The organism is Cyanobacteria bacterium FACHB-DQ100 (genome assembly GCA_014695195.1).
Classification (GTDB): Bacteria; Cyanobacteriota; Cyanobacteriia; order Leptolyngbyales; family Leptolyngbyaceae; genus Leptolyngbya.
Genome location: JACJNW010000039.1, coordinates 231712 through 250664, shown reverse-complemented (window position 1 = coordinate 250664; position 18953 = coordinate 231712). Strand labels below are relative to the sequence as shown.

Below are 18953 nucleotides of genomic sequence, written 5' to 3'. Positions count from 1 at the left end.
ACTCTATTTCAGTGCGGTATTCGCAAATCCGAGCGTGAGCAAGAAGCCGAGAATATGCCCAAAGCTCATGCAAGCTAAGAATCCGCCAACGCTGATGCTGTTGAACAGAGATTTAGAAAAAGGTAGCGGCATTCTTGCGCCTGTGTGTGGATATTTAATGGTGCGCGATCCGATGAGTAACACTAACAGGCAAGCTCCAACAATAAAGGGGGTTCCTTGCCAGTTCCAGAGGTTGCCAGAGGGCGGTTGTTGAAAGGCAGCAGCAACGAGATTCAACATAAAGCGTAACTCCATAATGGTACTGGGACTATCATTTGACGATCGCTGCACTCTTCGCGTCTTTCTCAGTGGGGGATTTCGGCTCTACCCAAAGATAGGGGTGCAGTGATAGGGGTGTAGTTTTTGATGCGATGATTCAAGAAGCAGAATCTTTAATTCGCCATGCAAGCTTGGGAACTATCGCGCACGACGTTGAGTTGGGGACAGAAAACCTACATTATGGGTGTTTTGAATGTGACACCCGATAGCTTTAGCGACGGCGGACAGTTTAATTCGCTCCAGAGCGCGATCGCTCAAGCTGAGCAAATGGTCAAAGACGGTGCAGACATTCTCGATATTGGTGGACAATCTACTCGTCCAAACGCTGACGAAGTTTCATTGCAAGAAGAACTTGATCGCGTACTGCCCATTATCGAGGCAATTCGTCAGCGATTTGAGATTCCAATTTCAGTCGATACCACGCGATCACAGGTGGCAAAAGCCGCGATCGCAGTGGGAGCAGATATGATCAACGATATTTCCGGTGCAGTCTTCGATGCAGAAATGCTTACAACCGTTGGCAAATTAGGAGTTCCAATCATTTTGATGCACATGCGAGGAACACCGAAAACCATGCAGTCGTTAACCGAGTATGACAATCTCGTTCAAGAGATTTGTGATTTCTTACAGGAACGCATCCAAAGCGCGATCGCACAGGGAATTACCCAGATCATGATTGATCCAGGAATTGGATTTGCGAAAAAATATGATCAAAATTTGGAAATTCTGCGGCGATTACAAGACTTTAAATCTTTGAATTGTCCGATTTTAGTCGGAGCCTCGCGCAAAAGCTTTATCGGACAGATTCTCGATCAGCCTGATCCGAAACAGCGAGCTTGGGGAACGGCTGCCGCCTGTGTCAGCGCGATCGCCAATGGAGCCGATGTTGTTCGCGTTCACGATGTTGCAGAAATGCGCGATGCTTGTCGCGTTGCTGATGCGATTTGGCGAAATTCCTAAGCCTCACCGTCGAGATTGCCACGATTGCGAGGTTCTTCAACTTGTCCCATTAGCTCGGTCACCGCTTCACTCAATGCGCGTGGATCCATAAACACAATTTTAGAGTTATCGCTCTTACCGATTTCCATACTTGCTGAGACATAATCCTTTGCTACCAGATAGCGGAGTACATCTTCTGCATTCATTTGTCCCTGGAGCGCCTGAGCGAGCTGCTGAATCGATTCGACCGTTCCTTGAGTACGAGTCAGTTCGGCTGCCTTTTCTGCCTTTGCTGCCCGCTCTTTCTCTAACGACTCCCGCAGTGCTTGCGAAATCTGAAACTCTTGCACCTCAACGCGAATTACCTTCACGCCCCAGTTTGCAGTGGACTGATCTAACTCGCGCAATAGTGCTTTATTAATCGCGGCTGAAGAAGAAAAGAGTTGTTCTAGTGTCAGCAGCCCAATCTCGTTCCGCAAAGTTGAGATCACAATCTGCTTCAGCGACTCTTGCAGATCTTCGACCGCATAATAAGCCTTCTGCAAATCGAGAATCTGCCACGATACGATCGCGTCGACTTCGATCGGCACATTGTCTTTGGTAAATGCCCGCTGGGGATCGATGTCTAAAAGTTGCTCCCGCACCGTTTCCACTAATACCGTATCTAGAAACGGAATGACCACATTCGGCCCTGGATTGAGGGTACGTTCATATCTTCCAAGTCGCTGCACGATCGCTTGATCACCTTGCTCAATGACGCGGATTGAGCCAATCACACCGCCTAACAGAATCAGACAGAATGCACCAATAATTTCAAGCATAGATCGCGCTCCCGCCAAACCAGAGTTTTAATGATTTCAAAAATAGAGATTGCAAATTTAGTCTAATCGCTCTCCTTGAAAATGTTGCAGATTCAAGCGCGAAATTCAAGATCGATCAACGTTTCTCCTGATATTGTTTTGCCGTTCTTGGCGAGTTCGTGCTATCCGCGAACTGATTTTCCAATTCCTTTGAGAATTCCCCGTCCAATCAGTCCGATCCCCCGTCCGATCACTTCAGTCAACAGATAGACAATTCCACTGCCAAGAAATGCGATCGTACTTCTTAATCGTGGAGAAATTGCATCGCGAGTTTCTAGCGCCAGCGTGACTGCTAATTGTACTCCGGAAAGCGTTTCGAGTTCTTCAGTTCTGGGGGAATAGATGGTAATGCGATCGATGCCATATTCACTCAAGACAAAGAGGCGATAACGGCTTTCAAACATCGCTTTTGGCTCATTAAAAAATCGCTCGACCCGAAATCGCCAGGATAAATCATTGCGGAATCGCTCAATTTCGCGCGTTGATAATCGACGACGATCGTAGAAGTTTTGCTTGATTGATTCTAGGTTAGAAAATTGATTCAGCAGGGGTTGAATTACGGCATTTGCAAGCTGAATCATTAGGTTTTCCAGCAAATCGATCGAGCGATCGCGGGCTTCAAGGGTGCCCACTTCGTAGAGCGTTTGATCAACAATCAGCGGTGATTCAAACAGCAAATGTTCAAAAATTGCCTGTGTCAGTGGGATTTGATCTAGAATCTGCGATCGCACCATGTCTCTTTGGGCAAGCAGCACGGTTACGATTTCAAGATCGCGCCTTTTCACCCGCACCATCGAATAGCGTCCGAAAAATTGGATGACGATCGCTTGCCATAAATCACATAAAACCTCAGATTGCTTCGCTGCAAGTTGATCTGATTGAATCTGAGAAAATCTTAATTCATCCAGTAACTCTTCTAACTGTCGCAGAATCGTAAAGAACAATTCCCGTTTTTTTTCTAATCTCAAGATGTCAATTTCTAAAGGAATATTCGTTAGATTATCGAGATTAGATTGAAGTTTTACAGCGATGCGATCGAGCAGCTCTCCTTGCCATGCTTTCGGTTGCGGCACTTCTGGAATAATTTCTGAGATTTGAGGATCTGGAGTCACAGCTTCAAGAGGAACGATCGCGCCTCTTTTGGGTTGGATCTGTTCAGGCGGTAAGGCTTTTTGCACCAACCATCGCGCTGCTCTCAGTTCTCGTCGTCGTCCGGTCAGAAAAATCCGATCCAGGGTTGAAAGAGTCACCGATCGTAGTTGTGCGTCAATGTCATTCAATGCCGCCTCGATTTGAGCGAGTCCCGACGAGCGCCAATTTTGCCGAATCACCCTAGCAACACTAATTGATTGCGATCGCGTCCCCTGGAGCGTCAACTGCTGCAACACCTCCGAGCGCCAATAGTTCTGCCGCGCTGTAATCTGCCGAATTGCCGTGACAAACTCAGCGATCGAACTCCCTTTAGGACAGTAGCCTTCGATCCCCGCCTGAAATGCCACGGCTAATTCTGGCTCAGACAGGGGCTCGATCAGCAAAATTGGCACGGTTGGATACTGCGCTTTTATCTGCTGGGCAAATTCGCTGTCAATTCCGAGCAAAATGCCATCTAAGCGATCGCGCCCCAATTCCGCCAAATTGCGAGTCGCGATCGCGATCGATTCTGCTTCCGCAACGACGCGAAACTCTGGAAACCGGCTCAAACAATTGAGCAAGCCCGATCGAAACACCGGATCTCGCTCCACAATCATCAATCGCGCCACCCCAGCTAAACTATTCATTCATTCGTTAGCAAGTTTGTTTTGATTAAACAGTTTAGCGACCCGTTGCACAAGCTACGGAGATTGCTTAGGGCGTTGGCTCCGGAGAAGCAGGCGGCGTTGGCTCTGACTCGGTAGAATCCGGAGCAGGAGACGGCTCAACCGGAGCGCTATAACTCGGAGCCATATCTCGCTGCCGCCATATCTCTGCCCGCTCTGCTGCCCATTGCCCGATCGCACTCCTTGCTTCCCCATATAAAGGTCGTCCGGGCGTAATTCCCGATGCCGCATCGATCGCCCGCGTCAGGTAGCCCTGATTTGCCAAACTCGTTGCCTGAGCCAGCAGCGATCGATCTTCCGCAAGCTGAATCTGATATACCCACTCTCCGATCAAGCCTTGCGCCTCGTTGTATAGCGCTCGTCCCGGTCGAATACCTCCTGCCACCGTGATTGCCTGTCCGAGTTGTCCAGTTTGTGCGATCGCTTTGGCGTTGTTAATAATCGGACGATCTTCGATAATTTCGATCTGATTTGTCCAATCCGCGATATAGGTTTGCGCCTCGATTCGCAGCGAACGCTTAGGTTTGACCAGCGTGGCCATGGCGACCGCCGATCGCAAATTGCCAATCTTGCCCGATTTCGCGACCTGTTGAGCGCGAGCGAGTACGGGTCGGTCTTGCATCGACTGTAGCTCTTTCCGCCACTGTGCGATCAAGGTTTGCGCGTGCAGTCGTCCCGGACGCTTTGCCTGGATTGATGCCGCTTGAGCGATCGCGGCTTCTAACAGTGGGATCTGCTGAAGATTCGCGATCGTGCTTGCTACATTCAACTGCATCAAATCCTGGGTCTGCTGCTCCAAGCGCGGGATCAACACTTTTGCTCGTGAAGCAAATGGACTTTGGGGATCAATTTGCTTCACGAGATGAGTCGCCATCATCAGGGGGGCGATCCGCTCTAGCCCAGGAGTGTTGTATTGATTGCTCGTCTCAATTTCTCGCGCCCGCACTAACCGCACCAAATCCTGGTTGGCGCTCGTTAGCTTGATGCTTTCGGGAATCGAGTTAATCAACCGACTCGCTTCAGGAATGTTCTGCTGATCGAATTGCGCGATCGCCAGTTGAAAGATCGTATTACGCCAGCGCACGACCTCTTGATTTGCCTGCAACGTCCAGACAAAAGTTTTACGATCGATCGGATTTGTCAGCGCGATCGCTTGTCCTAGCTGACTCGGGGAATTCGATTTAGCAAAATTCCGCGCATCAGTAAGCGCTTTCCAGGCTTTACGCTCATTGTTTGACTGTTCGCGAATCTCCCCTAAACGGTCTTGCCAACCGGGATCGTTCACTAGCGCCAGTTGCGCCATTTCTTCTGAGGCTTTGTTCCAATCTTGCTTCTTCAGCGCATCGACGATCTTGACGTAGATCGCTTCTCCGCGCCGATATTCCTCTGTCCAGCGCTCGATCGCCGCCTGAGCCTCTTTGTAAATCGGACTCGTCTTCGGAATTTGATTGGCTAAGGACACTGCCCCCTTAATATCTCGCTGTCCAACTCGATCCCGCGCCAGAATCAGCAGTGCATTCGACCAGTCTTGCAGCAGCGATCGCGATTGGGCATACAGGGGATGCTCGGTTGTCCAATCCTTGACCAGATTAATCGATGCCAGAATTTGCTCGGCTTTACCGGATTGCGCTGCTTGCTGAGCGCAAGACAATTGCTCTGACTCAAGCGATTGTGCCGTCACTTGCTTACAGTCCACCGCAGGGGGAACCTTCGACAGCCACCAGAACGCGATCGCTCCAGTCCCCCCAAAAACACCTAAAATTCCCAGCCAAATCAACTGCCATTTCCAAGCACTCGCGATCGCTGCCGTTCGCCGCGCGATCGCCCGTGTGGCTGAAGACGCAGTTCTCGTCGCCCGCTGACCAATCTTGGCGACCTTACGCTGATTGGGGGGCGATTTGCGGCGTTTTGGCTGCGTGGGCGGATGGCTCTCAAGGAGGGCGGTAGAATTCTCAGGCGGACGATCGGTCGAAGTAGGCGGATGCGATTTTGTAGACTTCGGCTTCTGGAATGCTTGAAGCCCTTGAAGCCATTGAGGAGTGGTTTTTCTAGCCATTGTCGCTGCGAACCTTTATCAGGCGGCGGGTCAGAGTCTCGGATATTCTACAGGCGATTTTGCCAATGGAACCCTTGATGCGGATTGCTTTTACAAGTTCCGCACGAAAAACTAGCGTTTCCGGGAGTTACGACAAAAACGCCACTTACAATTCTTTACAATTTGCAAGCAGCGTAATGGCTAAATTGACAAAATGAAATTCACAGACTCGCTAATGAATTTCTGGCTTTCAGTTCTAAAGAAAGGACGATCGCTGTAAAAAATAACTCTAACTCGTTGATTTCTACTGCGCTCGATAGCCATAAAAATCAATGTGATATTCTGTGATCCGCACACCCGTCTTTGCTTCTACCTGTCGAATGATTTCTTCAGGAAGCTCGATGTGAACATCCAAAATCTGCTGCGTGTCCAGACAATTCACATGGCTATGAGCATCGCTAACATTGCCATACAGTCGCCCATCCGATCGCTCAATACACTCGATGATCCCCTGCTCGGACAGCGCTTCTAGATTCTGATAGACCGAGGTATGCCCAATCTCTTTGCCCTGGCGATTCAGGCGATCGTAGATCTCTCGCGCCGATAAATGTTCCTGATCTTGCCAAAGCAATTCGAGAATAAATCGACGCTGGCGGCTGAGACGCATCCCAAGGCGTTGACAGCGTTCGATCGCATCGTCGAGGCAGCGAATCGGTTTAAGGTCTGATGTCAGTTCGGTGTTCATCGTTAAGTGGCAATGCTAAGGAATTTGTTGTTAACGAACCATCTCGATCGTGAAACTGTTAGAAAGTACAACTGTAAATGAAAGTTTTATTCGTTTTCTGAAGGCTTCGATACCCTATCAAATGATAGAGGTTAGCTCATCTGATCTATCTCTAGTTCTATCACAAGCTAAAGTAAACTCGCTACAACTTTGCTTTGGAGAGTTCGAGTTGTTAAACTAAATGTTCTAATTTTGTTCGAGGACACCGTGACGCATTCTTCCGCAAAGCCATCGAAAAAATCAGCAGGCATTCCCTCGGCAAGCTGGGAGATCGACCTACTTCCGGGTCTTGCTGCCGATGATGCAACTCGACTGAACGATCGTCACATTCACACAACGCTAGACTTGTTTAGACTGGGTAAAACGCAAGATCAGAGAAACCTTTTAGCAACTGAACTGCAAGTGCCAATTCGCCAACTGAATAAATGGGTTGCCCTTGCCGACCTCGCCCGTATCCCTAGTGTGGGCTGTGAGTACGCTGGACTGCTCCTTCACGCAGGCATTGCCTCGCCCCCACAACTGGCGCAAACTTCGATCGGTCAACTCCACCGCCAACTGCTGCGGCTTTACGTTTCCACGATGCAACGGCGCGATCTCTGTCCTACGACAGATTACATCGGCTTGTGGATTCATCAAGCGCGAAGCCTACGGTAATTCAAGAATTTCATCTACGCGATCGTATCCCTGCTTCACAGTCTGGGGAACTCTGAAAATGCAGATGCCCGGATTGCACTTTAATCCGGGTACCAAAACATTCCTTTGATTCCCTCTGGATCTTGCATGAATCCCAAATTTCGATAGAAATTGACCACATGCGGATCAGCGAACAAAGTGATATTACTGATATCCTCGCTCCGAAGCTTCTTAATCATGAACTTCATCAACGCTTTCCCTAGCCCCTTGCCCTGGAAATCCGGATGCACTACGACATCCCAGATCGTTGCGTTAAACGCATGGTCAGAAGTCGCCCGCGCGAATCCGACCAGTCGCCGCGACGCACCCCGCTGCTCCCACATTGTTGCCACTAGAAAGCTATGCTGAATCGCTTTCTTCACCTTTCTCAAGGGGCGACGCGACCAGCCCACCGCATCGCACAGCTCCTCTAGCTCGTAAAGATCAATCTCTCGCTCTGTTGAGAAAAAGACCCGCGAGTTGGCGCGATCGCCTGTCGTTGTTCCTTCTGTTGATCCGGGGACAACATAACTCTCCGTCGAGGCTGGTTTCTCGATCGAAGCATCCGTGCTACTAAATAAGCTTTTCCAAAAACCCATGCCAAGGTCATCACAGTGAAGCAGTAATAGCTAGTATATCTCTCGGATTTGAGTTGCATTCTCCTGATTTTGGGGAAATGTTAGCAATTGTCAGTCTCCATATCGATATTTTTTAGTTTCGACTTATTTATCTGCGTGTCGTTGAGCAGCGGTCTCCTCCACTATGGCTTTGGGTCTAAAATCCTCTACGTTAGAACTGTTAAAGCGCTTTAATCGGGCGTTCCCGCAGTTTTATGAGCAGTTCGTCAGCAGCGAAATTCAACTGCAAAATCTCCGATTGGCTTATCAACTGTATAAGTCAAAGCAAGCCGTGATCGAGCTAAAAACCGAGGGAACAAAAAGTGCGCTGCATTTTGCCTACCGCAACCAGTCCTTTTTGCTCAGCGATATTTTCGGGGTTTTGGCAGCTTATGGCTTGACAATTCATAGTCTCAGCCTGTATGGGCAAATCTACCCACCAATGCTGGTGTTTATTAAGCTGATTGTGTCGCGCAGCGGCAAAGCCCTGACAGACAAGACGGCTGAAAATGTCTGTCGGGCGATTCGAGAAGCCTTGGCGGGACGGTTTGAAGTCGAAGAAATGCTGGCTGTTGAGTTTAACCTGGATGCAGGACTAGAACAGGTTGAGACTGAGTTCTATGTCGATCCAGTCTTCCACCTGCCCGCGCTGCTAATTGAAGCAGATAATCAGCCTGGATTGTTCTACAAAGTGATGTACGCAATCTGGCAGGAAGATTTGCTGGTCGTGAATGCGAATTTGCTCGTTTGGCGTGGACGAACGCGGCTAATTTTGTACTTATTAGGCCCGAATGAAAGTTTAATTCCTGAGTATCTCGGTCAAAAGATTGCTGAAGGTGTGAAGCAGCGATTACTGGGGCGGCGGTTTTAGTTTGATTCTCCAAGATTCGCGATCGCTCACGCAACGATCGACCCGCAGCCTTTGGGAACTTTTCTTGGAGGCATTCGTCTACTCGCTACTCCAGCTTGGATATTTTTAGTCTGCGGTCTAAAAATAATCCTCCTAATCGCTTCGCCCCCTAAGATTAATGAGAATTCTAGCGATTTCTCTAAAAAACTTCTGCCAATTTAAACCCGACAAGCTAAAATTTTGGGTTTTGACGGTCACAAGTGGACTAAAATTTTTCGTTGAAATTCAGCAAGTTTGTAGATTGGCAAAAGTTGATCGAACTGATAAGAGGTCAAACTAAGCAGAGATTAGATTGCGTTATCAATTTGGGCGACTGTCGATCGTAAATCTGCCAAGATTGCGAATAATCTAAATATTTCTTCAAATATCGCCAAATTCTTGAATTCCGTATGATACAGCGATTGTAAATTTACTTCCTAACCCACAAATTAGAATTTCAAGTTTAGAATCGAGAGGTACAATTTGCAGAAGCTAAGCAACTTAATGAAATGGCTGTTTTAAGAAAAGCGCATAGGCTGCTGGGTGCTATTTACACAGTGCAGTCAAGATGAAGACTGAATATTGCCCTATGTTCTTAAGCACCGATTTCTTAAAATTGTTTAACTCAAAGCGATGCCGATTCGCTCAGTCTGCGATCGAATTGTGAAGCTCATTCAGGCTGACAGCTTAAATATCAATTCAAATGTTAGTTGTCATTTGAGTTGTGGAGTTGTTCAGTGTGCTTGTGCCAAGTTGCAATTCGAGCCAGTTTAATATTTCACGCTGAAGGATTAACCCTTTAGAGGGACGGCAACCTCCGATATGTGATTGTTAATCTAGGAAGCAAAGCTGAGTTTTCGATCTTCGTGTCGCTTTCTCAAGCAAGTGATTTGTCGCATACCTGGAATCAGACAGATGAAATTTGAGGATATTTACCAATTTTTCAAAGATCCGCCACCTTTCTATCTCAATAAAGAACTGGCGGTCTGTTACGTTCTCGCCGTCCTCTTACGGGGAGATTCTTACGGAACTGAATTAATTCAACTGCTTGAAACAGAATATCCGCTGTATCGACTATCGGACACAGTTCTCTACAGTGCCTTAAAGTTTCTTGAAGATGAAGAAATGGTCACAGGCTACTGGAAAAAAGTCGAAGGTCGGGGTCGTCCCCGCCGTATGTATCAGATTAAATCTGAAGCCATGCCGCAGGCACAGGATCTTGCTCGACTCTGGCGCGAATATGCCGTTAAACGCGAAACCGCGCACGAGAATTCAGGAATTCCCCAGGTTAGTGGGGCTGAGAAATAAGCAGCGGAGTTCTATCGATGTCCCGTTGTTGTCTAAACTGATGGTGTAATTGGGATTGCTCTTTAGTTGCGCCATGACTCAGCCTGTAATTGCCTCAACGCTTCTTCTCACCGTTCTATTAATGATTGGGCTGTTTTTCTTCATTCGCGCCTCAGTCAAAGATCGAACTCAGGAGGTGCGCTTGCTGTCTGACCAATCCGAAGATTCTCTGCTGTCTCAGTTGCGCTCCTACTTCGGGCAGCGCTCTTATCGAGTGGCGGCGATCGACGCAGCGAATAATCAGGTTACATTTGAAGGCGTAGTTCGCCCTAGCGTGTTCCTAGCAGTCTTTCTGTCCTTGCTTGCCTCGATCGGTGTACTGTGCTTTGTGCTCATCCTCTCGATGGTGCTGCCCGACTGGTCAAATTTTTGGTTTGGATTATTGCTCCTGTCGCCCTTGGCAGGAGTCTTTTACTGGAAAGGGGCAGGGCGAGTTGAGCAGGTATCGCTTAGAGTAGAGCCGAGTCTAGATGCCGCATCGCAGAGCGTGATTACTGTAAAGGCACACCGGGATGAGTTAGCGGAGTTGCAGCGATTTTTAGAACTGAAATCAGAATAGCTCTGCTTCGGATCTAGCACCGTCAGACCGATCAAATGTAAAAGCTCCCTTCGTTGCGTTGAAGGGAGCTTTTGTCAGATGAATGCTTTATATTAACTTGCTCAACTGAACCTGTAACAAAATTTAGCTACAGTTGCACTTCGCATTCAGAGCAAGCAAAGACCGATAAGCCGAGCCATTTAAAGGTTCTGCCAATGGCAAAAACGTCTATCGGCTCCGGGACGGAACAACGACAGCATCCACTTCATCTTCAGAGGTTCGCAAGCTGGGGAATAAGAAATGATTTTCTTCCACATATTGTGCGCCAAATAATCCCTTCTCTGCCCAGAAGTATCGATCTGTGGTATGCTCGTTTCTCTTGACCAGCAACAGCGCGGGCGGCACGATGCCTTCAGAGTGAATGAATTTGCGAGCAGCAGTAACGGGTTTATCTTCGCCACACTCAATGCTAAATTGAGGAACGCTTTCTAAAATCCGTCTTCCTTCCTGCCGCCGCCGACTCTTGCGTTTACGTCTCCTTGCCAAACCCTTTACCTCCTTAGGTTCCAAACTGCCGAAACTTGTAATGATCGTTACAAAACCCGTCGCAACTATATCAGCTCCTGCCCTAGACTTCAACTTCTCTTAACGCATCTATACAAAGTCTTAATTTTCTTTTTCCGAATTCCTGCTAGGTCATCAAAAGGAGTGGAGTTACACTCACAAAAGTTAAGACAAACGGATGCAAAAGGTTGGGGATCGGAGCTATCTACTAAATTAATAAGAAAAATTACTTATCGTCAATCCTTATTTTTCCAAAATCTGCCGAAGAAGAGATGCTAATGCCCACAAGTAGCGAATTCATTGAGTTGTGTCGATCGCAAATTGCGTTATTGACTCAGGCACTGGGGGCATCGCTCAGCGTAATCTATCTGACGGAAGAATTAGTTGAGAGTTCTCAAGCGCGTTTGATGCCGATTGCAGCTTACCCAGAAGCGGCTGGGACGCTGGAGCGATCAAATCGGCTGGCGCTTCCGGCAGCCGTTGAGTCGTATCCAGAGGTGACGACATCGAGCGGACTAACTCAGCCAAAGCAATTAGTTTTGCCGCTGATTCATGAAGAATTAGTGTTCGGGTTGCTCGTGACCGAGCGTGAGGATCGTCCTTGGACAACCTGGGAGCGATCGCAGGTAGAGCGCATTGCTAATACATTATCGCTGGCTTGTGTAATGGATCAGCGGGCGCAGTGGCTCGATCAGGCTCAGCGCCAACATCGATCAAGGCAATCTCAGCAGCATGATGTGTTGGATAATTTGCTGCACCAGTTAAAGAGTCCACTGACGGCACTCCGCACGTTTGGAAAGCTGTTGGTCAAGCGGATGCAGGCGACCGATGCAAATCGTGAGATTGCAGGCAGTATTCTGCGGGAAAGCGATCGTTTACAGGAGCTTTTACAGCAGTTTGACGAGGCGATCGACCTCGATTCCGTGGATGTGTTGGCGGAGGATGCCTCGCTGGTGAGTCGTCCGATTCCTTTGCTGCCCGCAGGGGTGCTGACCACTTCTAGTCTGGAGTTGATGCCCTGCTTGGTGAATGAGATTTTGCTGCAACTGCTTGAAACGGCAGGCGCGATCGCGCAAGAAAAAGGGCTGGCACTTAGAACCGAAGTTCCAAACCCCCTCCCCCTTGTTTCTGCCAATCCTGGGGCGCTGCGTGAGGTATTAAGTAATCTAATCGATAACGCTTTGAAATATACACCGTTAGGCGGAGAGGTGCATATCCGGGCAAATCATAGGGACGATTATGTGAATGTTTGGGTCAGCGATACGGGATATGGAATTCCACCGCAAGATTTAGAGCGGTTATTTGAGCGGCATTATCGGGGAGTGCAGGCGGATGGTGATATTCCAGGGACAGGATTGGGGCTAGCGATCGCTCGCCGACTGATTGAACAAATGCACGGGTCGATTCAGGTGTTTAGCCCATTAAAAAGCGAGGGCTGGATCGCTCAAGACGACCACCCCCCGCAGCGAGGAACAAGTTTTGTTGTGAAGTTGCTGAAGAACGAAGTTGAGGAAACCCTCACAGGTAAGGGTTAGGAGCGCGGTAAGGTCAAGGCGCTGGTGAGGCGGAGATTTAGATCCGAGTTAGGACGGATGGAAATTAAATCAACGCGATCGCCCCCAAAGATCAGCCCTGCCAAAGCACCGACTCCAGTTCCAATCAAGACTTCTTCGGCGCGAATATTACGATCGCCAGTGACGGCAGAAATTCCCGCAGCAGCAGCGCTACCCAGCACCGCATCCTTAAGAATTGTGCCTGTACTTGCACCACGACGCACCGTTTCTGTCGTTGTAATCGGATCAGAAGTTGCCGCGATCGCGACTCGCTGACCATTCGCCAGAATGAGTTCCGAGGCGGTGAACTGGGCTGCACCTTGAGAAACCGTGAGCTGACCAGCAATTTGGCTACCCGATGGAATCAAAACTGTTCCGTCAGAGGTCACAATGTTTTGAGCCACGGTGAGCGTAACCGGGGTGGGTTGCGGTTCGTTTTTCGCAAGCAGGATCTTGTCGGCGCGATCGTAGCGAACCGGGATTGCAGTTCCAGCAGGAATATTGATCGCTTGAGGCTGCGTTGGCGCTTGACCGACAATGTAAGGCGATTGAATTGCGGCGACCTGTCCAGAACTGACTAATGCCTGATAAACGAAGGCAGCAACATCCGCACGGGTTGCGACTTGGTTCGGGTTGAGGAAGCGGACATCCGGGTAGTTGACGACAATGCGGCGTTCGGTGGCGGCGGCGATGCTGTTGCGAGCATAGCCAGGAATGTTGGACGCATCGGTGTAAACCTGAAGCACAGAGTCAGCAGGTTGAGTGCTGGCGTATCTCAGACCGTTTGACAGAGACACCAAAGCTTGAGCACGAGGGATATTGTCATTCGGTCGAAATGTTCCGCCTGGAAATCCTGCAAGAAATCCTGTTGCATAGGCGTTCCGAATCGCTTGAAGTCCCCAATAATTGCTGGGAACATCAGAGAAATTGATCGGTGTATTTACTCGTGGCGCATTCGGAAATGCTTTGAGCAAAATTGCAGCGAATTGAGCGCGAGTCACTGGATCATTCGGGCGAAATGTGCCATCAGGAAATCCAGCAATAATGTTACGAGAAGCCAATTCTTGAATAAATGGAGAAGCCCAGTTATCCGAAGCAACATCAGAGAAGGCTGCTTGAGCCGAAGCAGGTGCTACCATAATCATTGGAGCTGCTGCACCTGCGATCGTACCGAGTGCCAAAGTCAAAGCTAAGCCAGATTTTACAGTGCTATACATAGGTAGCCGTTCCCAAGCGTGAGAGAGTTTTTTCTTGTTAGTTACGTAGATGTTTGAATGAGCTAAAAAGTTCCTGCATCCGGCTAAAGAACTATCTTTAACTTTGTTTGAAGTGCAGCATTTTCGCTCAATTCTCTACGCTTTATATTCAACAATGACCGTTAGGTTTCCGCAGAAGTTTCTGAACTTAGGACAGTTTTCAAAGTGGTTGAAGAAGCTAGAAATTTGAGGGATTCAACGCCTGATTTTTTAGGTACGATCGAGAGCAATTTTTGAGGAATCAATGGTGTCTGAACTGCCGCGCTATGCGTCCAAATCTGTCCGAGAAGCGGGCAAACAGTTTTATGTCGATGCGAATGGCGATCGTATTCCCAGTGTGACCACGATTCTGAATGCGACAAAGCCGCGTGAAGACCGAGAGCGCTTATTTAACTGGCAGCAGCGCGTTGGAGTTGAGCAGGCAGCAGAAATTACCAAAACCGCGAGTCGGCGCGGCACCGGAACGCATCGCTACATTCAGAAATTCCTGCAAGGGCAGGAAGTCGATTGTCCAGAGACGATTCGCCCGTATTGGGAGAGTGTTGAACCTGTGTTAAGAGCGATCGAGCAAGTGCGATTGATTGAAGGGGTGGTGATTCACGATCAATTGGGATATGCCGGAGTGGTCGATTGCGTTGCCAGTTATGAAGGCGTGCCCTGCATTTGTGAATGGAAAACAAGCGATCGACCCAAGAAAACGGTCGATCGCTTGTATGATTATCCACTTCAGTTAGTAGCGTATTGTGGAGCCGTGAACCAGCTATATCGCGAGTATAACCTCAACCTCTGTCATGCCTTGCTGGTCGTTGCGATTCCGGAAACGCCTGCGGAGATCTTTTGGTTTGAGCCAAGTGCGATCGATGAGTATTGGCAGCAATGGGAATCACGAGTGCAACAATACTGGCGACGACTAGGATATTTTCGGTATTAGATTTGATTACACAAGTGCGTCCTAAGTGGGATATCTCCGCAGCCTAAATGCGCTGCAATGCTTAAACGAAGTGACCGATCAGGCTCAGGGATTGCGATCGCTGAGTCGGACGAACTCGCTGAAAAATACCAGGCATTAGAAGTCAACCCAGCGGAGCATTAATTCATGTACAAAGCAAAAGCTTACTCGGCTGCGAGTGCAACCTCACCGCTCACAGCCGATACGATCGAGCGGCGCGATCTGACCGAAAATGATGTCCAAATCGAAATCCTCTTTTGCGGCATCTGCCATTCTGACCTACATACAGTCCGGGATGAGTGGAGTAGCTTCATGTCTACGGTTTATCCAGTCGTTCCCGGACATGAAATCGTTGGGCGAGTGACTGAAGTCGGCTCAGCAGTGACCAAATTTAAGCCCGATGACATTGTGGGAGTGGGCTGCATGGTTGACTCAGATGGAACCTGCCCCCAGTGCAAAGCAGGATTCGAGCAGTTCTGTCCCAATGTCACGCTCACCTATAACTCTCCAGACAAGCATCTTGGCAGGGTCACTTATGGCGGCTATTCCGAAAGTGTTGTGGTCGATCAGCGCTTTGTGCTGCGCGTTCCCCCAAATCTCGATCTTGCAGGAGTCGCGCCACTCCTCTGTGCAGGTATCACGACTTACTCGCCCCTGCGCTACCACGGCGTGACCAAAGGTAAGAAGGTTGGTGTGGTCGGTCTTGGCGGATTGGGACACATGGGCGTGAAATTTGCTCATGCGCTCGGTGCTCACGTGGTGGTGTTCACGACTTCACCGGACAAGAAGGAAGATGCACTTCGTCTGGGTGCAGATGAAGTGGTCGTTTCTCGCAATGCCGACGAGATGCAGAAACACGCGGGTAGCTTTGACTTCATTCTCGATACGGTCGCTGCCGTTCACGATATTAACGCCTATCTTAATTTGCTCAGTCGCGATGGCAATATTACCTTGGTTGGCGCACCGCCGAAGCCGCTAGAGGTTGCGGCATTCAGTCTGATTATGGGACGGCGCAATCTCTCTGGCTCGAATATCGGTGGGATTGCCGAAACTCAGGAAATGCTCGATTTCTGCGGGGAACACAATATTACCGCCGATGTGGAAGTGATTCCGATTCAGAAGGTGAATGAAGCTTACGATCGACTCCTCAAGTCCGATGTGAAGTACCGCTTCTCGATCGATATGTCATCGATGAAATCTGAATCACCCAGATAGAGGCTCGAATCAGTCCCAATGACAACCGCATCGAATTCTCGTTTCAGGCGATGCGGTTGTCATTGGCTCTTGGTAGTGCTGTTCTAGCTCAACATTTCCGACAGATAATCGGCGGTGGCTTCGACGAGCGCGATCGTATCTTCGTATAGCATCCGAGTCGGACCTAAAACGCCAATACTTCCGACGGGAACCGTTCCGCGATTGTAGGTCGATGAGATTAATGAGCAAGCCCGAATCGGCTCTAGTGGATTTTCTGAACCAATCCGAATCGAAACGCGCCGACCGTCTGAATCGGGCTGATCAAAAATGAGCGGCACAAGCTGATCTTGTTCTTCTTCAAGGAGTTGCAGAATCATTTGCACTTGATTCAGTTCGGAAAATTCTGGCTGTCTTAGCACTTCCGAAACGCCGCTAATCATCAACTGCGACGGTAAAGCCGATTGCGCTAGGCGGTGTAATAGATCCGAAAGCACAGAAGTCAAGAGCGAACTATAGCGATCGAACTCCCGCCCCAGTTCGCCCCAGTCTAACCGCTGGATTTCTGAGAGCGATCGACCGCGCAACTGTTCGGATAAGAAGTTTGAAAGAATTTTCAACTCTCGATCGACGCTTTCGGCATCAAGATCCGAGGGCGGTATCTCCATTAAGACCGATTGGGTTTCGTAAGTATCCGTTACCAGAATCAGCATGACATGAGCCGAATCAACCTGGATTAGTTGAAGATGCCGGATTTGCGTTGTGTTCGTCATTGGCAGGGTGACGATCGCAATATAGCCGCTTAGAGTTGAAAGAATTTGTGCGGCTCCTTTGAGGACGGCTTCAAAGCTCCATTTGTCCCAGTTGAGGCGATCGCTCAGGATTTGCTCTAGTTGAACAGCGATTCCTGGCGAGGGTTGAATCAACTGATCGACATAGATCCGATAGCCCGAATCTGAGGGCACTCGACCTGCTGAAGTGTGCGGCTGAAACAGAAGTCCGACTTTTTCCAGGTGTCCCATTGCATTGCGAATCGTGGCAGAACTGACGCTGAGATTGTACTCTCTGACCAATGCGCCTGATCCCACAGGTTCTGCCGTGGCAATGTAATGCCTCACGGTTGCCCAGAGAACTCGTTGTTGACGGTTATTAAGCGGAGGATTTAAGGACATTTTCAAGAACGATCGCGTTTTATCGGATTGAGACTAAGATAGCATTTCCCTTATTTTTACTTTAGATTTGGGTCACGCATCGTAGCAAAACCAACGGAATCGTCCTAATACCGGGGAATGGAGCGATCGACCGCCGCGGAATAGGCATCGATTCCACCGGAAATGTTTTTTACATTAGTAAATCCTTGCTGAGTTAGCCAGTGGCACATCTGCGCCGATCGTACTCCGTGATGACAAAGCACTAAGGTTTCCGTTTCTGGATCGAGCTTGCTGTGAATTTGCTCTGACCATTCGGAGAATTGGCTGAGCGGCAGGTTTTGAAACGGCTGGAGCGAGGCGGTTTCTACTTCCCAGGGTTCGCGCACATCGACGAATTGAATGTTGGGATTGTCGAGGCATTGGGCGAGGTCTTGAACAGTGATTTGAGAAAAGGGCATAGGACGGAAATTGGCTTGGGTATATGTCCCGTATTTTCTCAAAAGATGCAGGGAAAAGGTGAGTAGAACTATGGATGTCGCAAGTTGGGCGATCGACAAAATAGTTTTATTCCCCTAGCTAGGTGTTAAACGATGAATTCTATTGTGAGGAGTACGATCGTCGCTCAAATCGGAGCGACGATCGCGATCGCAGCCTCGAGTGTTGATGTTGCCCCGGCTCATGCGTTAGCGATTAATGGAGCGTCATCTGGAATTTCAAATCCGGCTCAAACGATCGATTTCAACGATCTGACTGTTGCTAATGGGACTGCAATTACTAATCAATATTCCAGTTCAGGTGTCACGTTTTCCAACCTTTTCGCCTTCGGTGGCGGATTTCCTAATATCAGCGGCAGAAGTTTAGCAAATTTTAGTAGTGGCAGTCCCTTAAATCCCTTTTCTATCCGATTCAGCACCCCTCAAACTGGTGCATCTTTCGCGATGGTGACGAACTCAGGAACCTCAACCATCACTGCTCTGCTAAACGGGCAGCTGGTAGAAACGTTTACTGCTAATACGAATACCACTTCAAGCAACAACTTCTATGGCTTTACAGCTAGTGGATTCGATGAAATCCAGATCGTTGCTAGTAATGTGAACGGTGCAGCAGCCATTGACAATCTCCAGTTTGACATTGCAACGCCCGTGCCCTTCGGCTTCACGCCGCTTCCGGGGTTAGCGGTTTCTGCTCTGCTATGTGGGGTCAATCGTCTGCGGAAGCGATTCGCGAAGGAGCAGATTGAAGGCTAGAAGCAATGGAGCGCGATCGTGCTAAGAAAGCGAGTTGAAAGCTCAGTATTTTTAGCGCGATCGTTCTCAAGAAAAGCGCAACGTTGAGCGGTAAACACGGGTTTGATGAGCAAAAATAGCTCAACGATGTACTAAAACAGTTCATCGGATCACTGAAACAGTGCTCGCGATCGCTATTTCAGTTCACGCGATCGCTAAAATAGCTCAACGATGCACTAAAACAGCG

General features: G+C 48.9%; 19 protein-coding genes. 9 read left to right on the top strand and 10 right to left on the bottom strand.

Annotated features, from left to right (window positions below; translation table 11 throughout):
* Nucleotides 1–3: 3 nt before the first annotated feature.
* Entirely contained in the window at nt 4–279 is a 276-nt protein-coding gene (locus H6F51_23275; GenBank protein MBD1825395.1) for a photosystem I reaction center subunit X, read from the bottom strand.
* 162 nt (nt 280–441) lie between these two features.
* On the opposite strand from H6F51_23275, the gene folP reads away from it, so the two are divergent.
* Complete coding sequence (gene folP / locus H6F51_23270) at nt 442–1278, top strand: dihydropteroate synthase (GenBank protein ID MBD1825394.1); 837 nt, start codon at nt 442–444, stop codon at nt 1276–1278.
* Here the strand turns inward: folP and H6F51_23265 are convergent.
* The 4 genes from H6F51_23265 to H6F51_23250 all read right to left on the bottom strand — a co-directional run bounded on the left by H6F51_23265 (nt 1275) and on the right by H6F51_23250 (nt 6714).
* Nucleotides 1275–2078, bottom strand: a complete 804-nt coding sequence (locus H6F51_23265; GenBank protein ID MBD1825393.1) for a paraslipin — start codon at nt 2076–2078, stop codon at nt 1275–1277. The genes folP and H6F51_23265 overlap by 4 nt on opposite strands.
* 161 nt (nt 2079–2239) lie before the next feature.
* Nucleotides 2240–3895 (bottom strand): DUF3685 domain-containing protein, encoded by a 1656-nt coding sequence (locus H6F51_23260; GenBank protein ID MBD1825392.1) that lies wholly within the window; start codon nt 3893–3895, stop codon nt 2240–2242.
* 67 nt (nt 3896–3962) lie between these two features.
* Nucleotides 3963–5990 carry a hypothetical protein gene (locus H6F51_23255; GenBank protein MBD1825391.1) on the bottom strand — a complete coding sequence of 676 codons (2028 nt, stop codon included), beginning with the start codon at nt 5988–5990 and terminating at the stop codon, nt 3963–3965.
* 283 nt (nt 5991–6273) lie between these two features.
* Entirely contained in the window at nt 6274–6714 is a 441-nt protein-coding gene (locus H6F51_23250; protein MBD1825390.1) for a transcriptional repressor, read from the bottom strand.
* A gap of 246 nt (nt 6715–6960) precedes the next feature.
* On the opposite strand from H6F51_23250, the gene H6F51_23245 reads away from it, so the two are divergent.
* A complete protein-coding gene (locus tag H6F51_23245; GenBank protein MBD1825389.1) occupies nt 6961–7407 on the top strand; it encodes a DUF4332 domain-containing protein in 447 nt (148 codons plus the stop codon).
* Nucleotides 7408–7487: 80 nt separating this feature from the next.
* On the opposite strand, the gene H6F51_23240 is transcribed toward H6F51_23245, so the two are convergent.
* Nucleotides 7488–8024, bottom strand: a complete 537-nt coding sequence (locus tag H6F51_23240) for a GNAT family N-acetyltransferase (protein MBD1825388.1) — start codon at nt 8022–8024, stop codon at nt 7488–7490.
* Between the two features lie 163 nt (nt 8025–8187).
* Between H6F51_23240 and H6F51_23235 the strand changes: the two genes are divergently transcribed.
* The 3 genes from H6F51_23235 (at nt 8188) to H6F51_23225 (ending at nt 10837) form a co-directional block, all read left to right on the top strand.
* Nucleotides 8188–8913, top strand: coding sequence for a hypothetical protein (locus H6F51_23235; protein ID MBD1825387.1), 726 nt, complete (start codon nt 8188–8190; stop codon nt 8911–8913).
* 933 nt (nt 8914–9846) lie between these two features.
* On the top strand, nt 9847–10239 hold the full coding sequence (locus tag H6F51_23230; protein ID MBD1825386.1) for a helix-turn-helix transcriptional regulator: 393 nt from the start codon (nt 9847–9849) through the stop codon (nt 10237–10239).
* A gap of 73 nt (nt 10240–10312) precedes the next feature.
* A complete protein-coding gene (locus H6F51_23225; protein MBD1825385.1) occupies nt 10313–10837 on the top strand; it encodes a cofactor assembly of complex C subunit B in 525 nt (174 codons plus the stop codon).
* 207 nt (nt 10838–11044) lie between these two features.
* Here the strand turns inward: H6F51_23225 and H6F51_23220 are convergent, their stop codons facing one another.
* On the bottom strand, nt 11045–11362 hold the full coding sequence (locus H6F51_23220; GenBank protein MBD1825384.1) for a DUF3155 domain-containing protein: 318 nt from the start codon (nt 11360–11362) through the stop codon (nt 11045–11047).
* Between the two features lie 296 nt (nt 11363–11658).
* Here H6F51_23220 and H6F51_23215 point away from each other — a divergent pair, with 296 nt between their 5' ends.
* The gene (locus H6F51_23215; GenBank protein MBD1825383.1) at nt 11659–12915 is read left to right on the top strand and encodes a GAF domain-containing sensor histidine kinase; all 1257 of its coding nucleotides are present in this window, start codon (nt 11659–11661) and stop codon (nt 12913–12915) included.
* On the opposite strand, the gene H6F51_23210 is transcribed toward H6F51_23215, so the two are convergent.
* The gene (locus H6F51_23210) at nt 12912–14150 is read right to left on the bottom strand and encodes an S-layer homology domain-containing protein (protein MBD1825382.1); all 1239 of its coding nucleotides are present in this window, start codon (nt 14148–14150) and stop codon (nt 12912–12914) included. The genes H6F51_23215 and H6F51_23210 overlap by 4 nt on opposite strands.
* A 283-nt stretch (nt 14151–14433) precedes the next feature.
* On the opposite strand from H6F51_23210, the gene H6F51_23205 reads away from it, so the two are divergent.
* Nucleotides 14434–15120, top strand: a complete 687-nt coding sequence (locus tag H6F51_23205; protein ID MBD1825381.1) for an exonuclease — start codon at nt 14434–14436, stop codon at nt 15118–15120.
* Between the two features lie 165 nt (nt 15121–15285).
* A complete protein-coding gene (locus H6F51_23200) occupies nt 15286–16353 on the top strand; it encodes an NAD(P)-dependent alcohol dehydrogenase (GenBank protein MBD1825380.1) in 1068 nt (355 codons plus the stop codon).
* Nucleotides 16354–16436: 83 nt separating this feature from the next.
* Here H6F51_23200 and hrcA read toward each other — a convergent pair whose 3' ends face one another.
* Together hrcA and H6F51_23190 are read right to left on the bottom strand one after the other, a co-directional pair.
* On the bottom strand, nt 16437–17501 hold the full coding sequence (hrcA, locus tag H6F51_23195; protein ID MBD1825379.1) for a heat-inducible transcriptional repressor HrcA: 1065 nt from the start codon (nt 17499–17501) through the stop codon (nt 16437–16439).
* A gap of 104 nt (nt 17502–17605) precedes the next feature.
* The gene (locus tag H6F51_23190; protein ID MBD1825378.1) at nt 17606–17938 is read right to left on the bottom strand and encodes a rhodanese-related sulfurtransferase; all 333 of its coding nucleotides are present in this window, start codon (nt 17936–17938) and stop codon (nt 17606–17608) included.
* Nucleotides 17939–18070: 132 nt separating this feature from the next.
* Between H6F51_23190 and H6F51_23185 the strand changes: the two genes are divergently transcribed.
* Nucleotides 18071–18727 (top strand): hypothetical protein, encoded by a 657-nt coding sequence (locus tag H6F51_23185; GenBank protein ID MBD1825377.1) that lies wholly within the window; start codon nt 18071–18073, stop codon nt 18725–18727.
* Nucleotides 18728–18953 lie beyond the last annotated feature (226 nt).

Bases quoted from the DNA above. Each gene is read 5' to 3' on its own strand.
- H6F51_23185 (MBD1825377.1), top strand. From the start codon at position 18,071: ATGAATTCTATTGTGAGGAGTACGATCGTCGCTCAAATCGGAGCGACG.
- H6F51_23275 (MBD1825395.1), bottom strand. From the start codon at position 279: ATGTTGAATCTCGTTGCTGCTGCCTTTCAACAACCGCCCTCTGGCAAC.
- H6F51_23235 (MBD1825387.1), top strand. From the start codon at position 8,188: ATGGCTTTGGGTCTAAAATCCTCTACGTTAGAACTGTTAAAGCGCTTT.
- H6F51_23240 (MBD1825388.1), bottom strand. From the start codon at position 8,024: ATGGGTTTTTGGAAAAGCTTATTTAGTAGCACGGATGCTTCGATCGAG.
- H6F51_23230 (MBD1825386.1), top strand. From the start codon at position 9,847: ATGAAATTTGAGGATATTTACCAATTTTTCAAAGATCCGCCACCTTTC.
- H6F51_23260 (MBD1825392.1), bottom strand. From the start codon at position 3,895: ATGAATAGTTTAGCTGGGGTGGCGCGATTGATGATTGTGGAGCGAGAT.
- folP (MBD1825394.1), top strand. From the start codon at position 442: ATGCAAGCTTGGGAACTATCGCGCACGACGTTGAGTTGGGGACAGAAA.
- H6F51_23255 (MBD1825391.1), bottom strand. From the start codon at position 5,990: ATGGCTAGAAAAACCACTCCTCAATGGCTTCAAGGGCTTCAAGCATTC.
- hrcA (MBD1825379.1), bottom strand. From the start codon at position 17,501: ATGTCCTTAAATCCTCCGCTTAATAACCGTCAACAACGAGTTCTCTGG.
- H6F51_23210 (MBD1825382.1), bottom strand. From the start codon at position 14,150: ATGTATAGCACTGTAAAATCTGGCTTAGCTTTGACTTTGGCACTCGGT.
- H6F51_23215 (MBD1825383.1), top strand. From the start codon at position 11,659: ATGCCCACAAGTAGCGAATTCATTGAGTTGTGTCGATCGCAAATTGCG.
- H6F51_23265 (MBD1825393.1), bottom strand. From the start codon at position 2,078: ATGCTTGAAATTATTGGTGCATTCTGTCTGATTCTGTTAGGCGGTGTG.
- H6F51_23200 (MBD1825380.1), top strand. From the start codon at position 15,286: ATGTACAAAGCAAAAGCTTACTCGGCTGCGAGTGCAACCTCACCGCTC.
- H6F51_23250 (MBD1825390.1), bottom strand. From the start codon at position 6,714: ATGAACACCGAACTGACATCAGACCTTAAACCGATTCGCTGCCTCGAC.
- H6F51_23225 (MBD1825385.1), top strand. From the start codon at position 10,313: ATGACTCAGCCTGTAATTGCCTCAACGCTTCTTCTCACCGTTCTATTA.
- H6F51_23190 (MBD1825378.1), bottom strand. From the start codon at position 17,938: ATGCCCTTTTCTCAAATCACTGTTCAAGACCTCGCCCAATGCCTCGAC.
- H6F51_23205 (MBD1825381.1), top strand. From the start codon at position 14,434: ATGGTGTCTGAACTGCCGCGCTATGCGTCCAAATCTGTCCGAGAAGCG.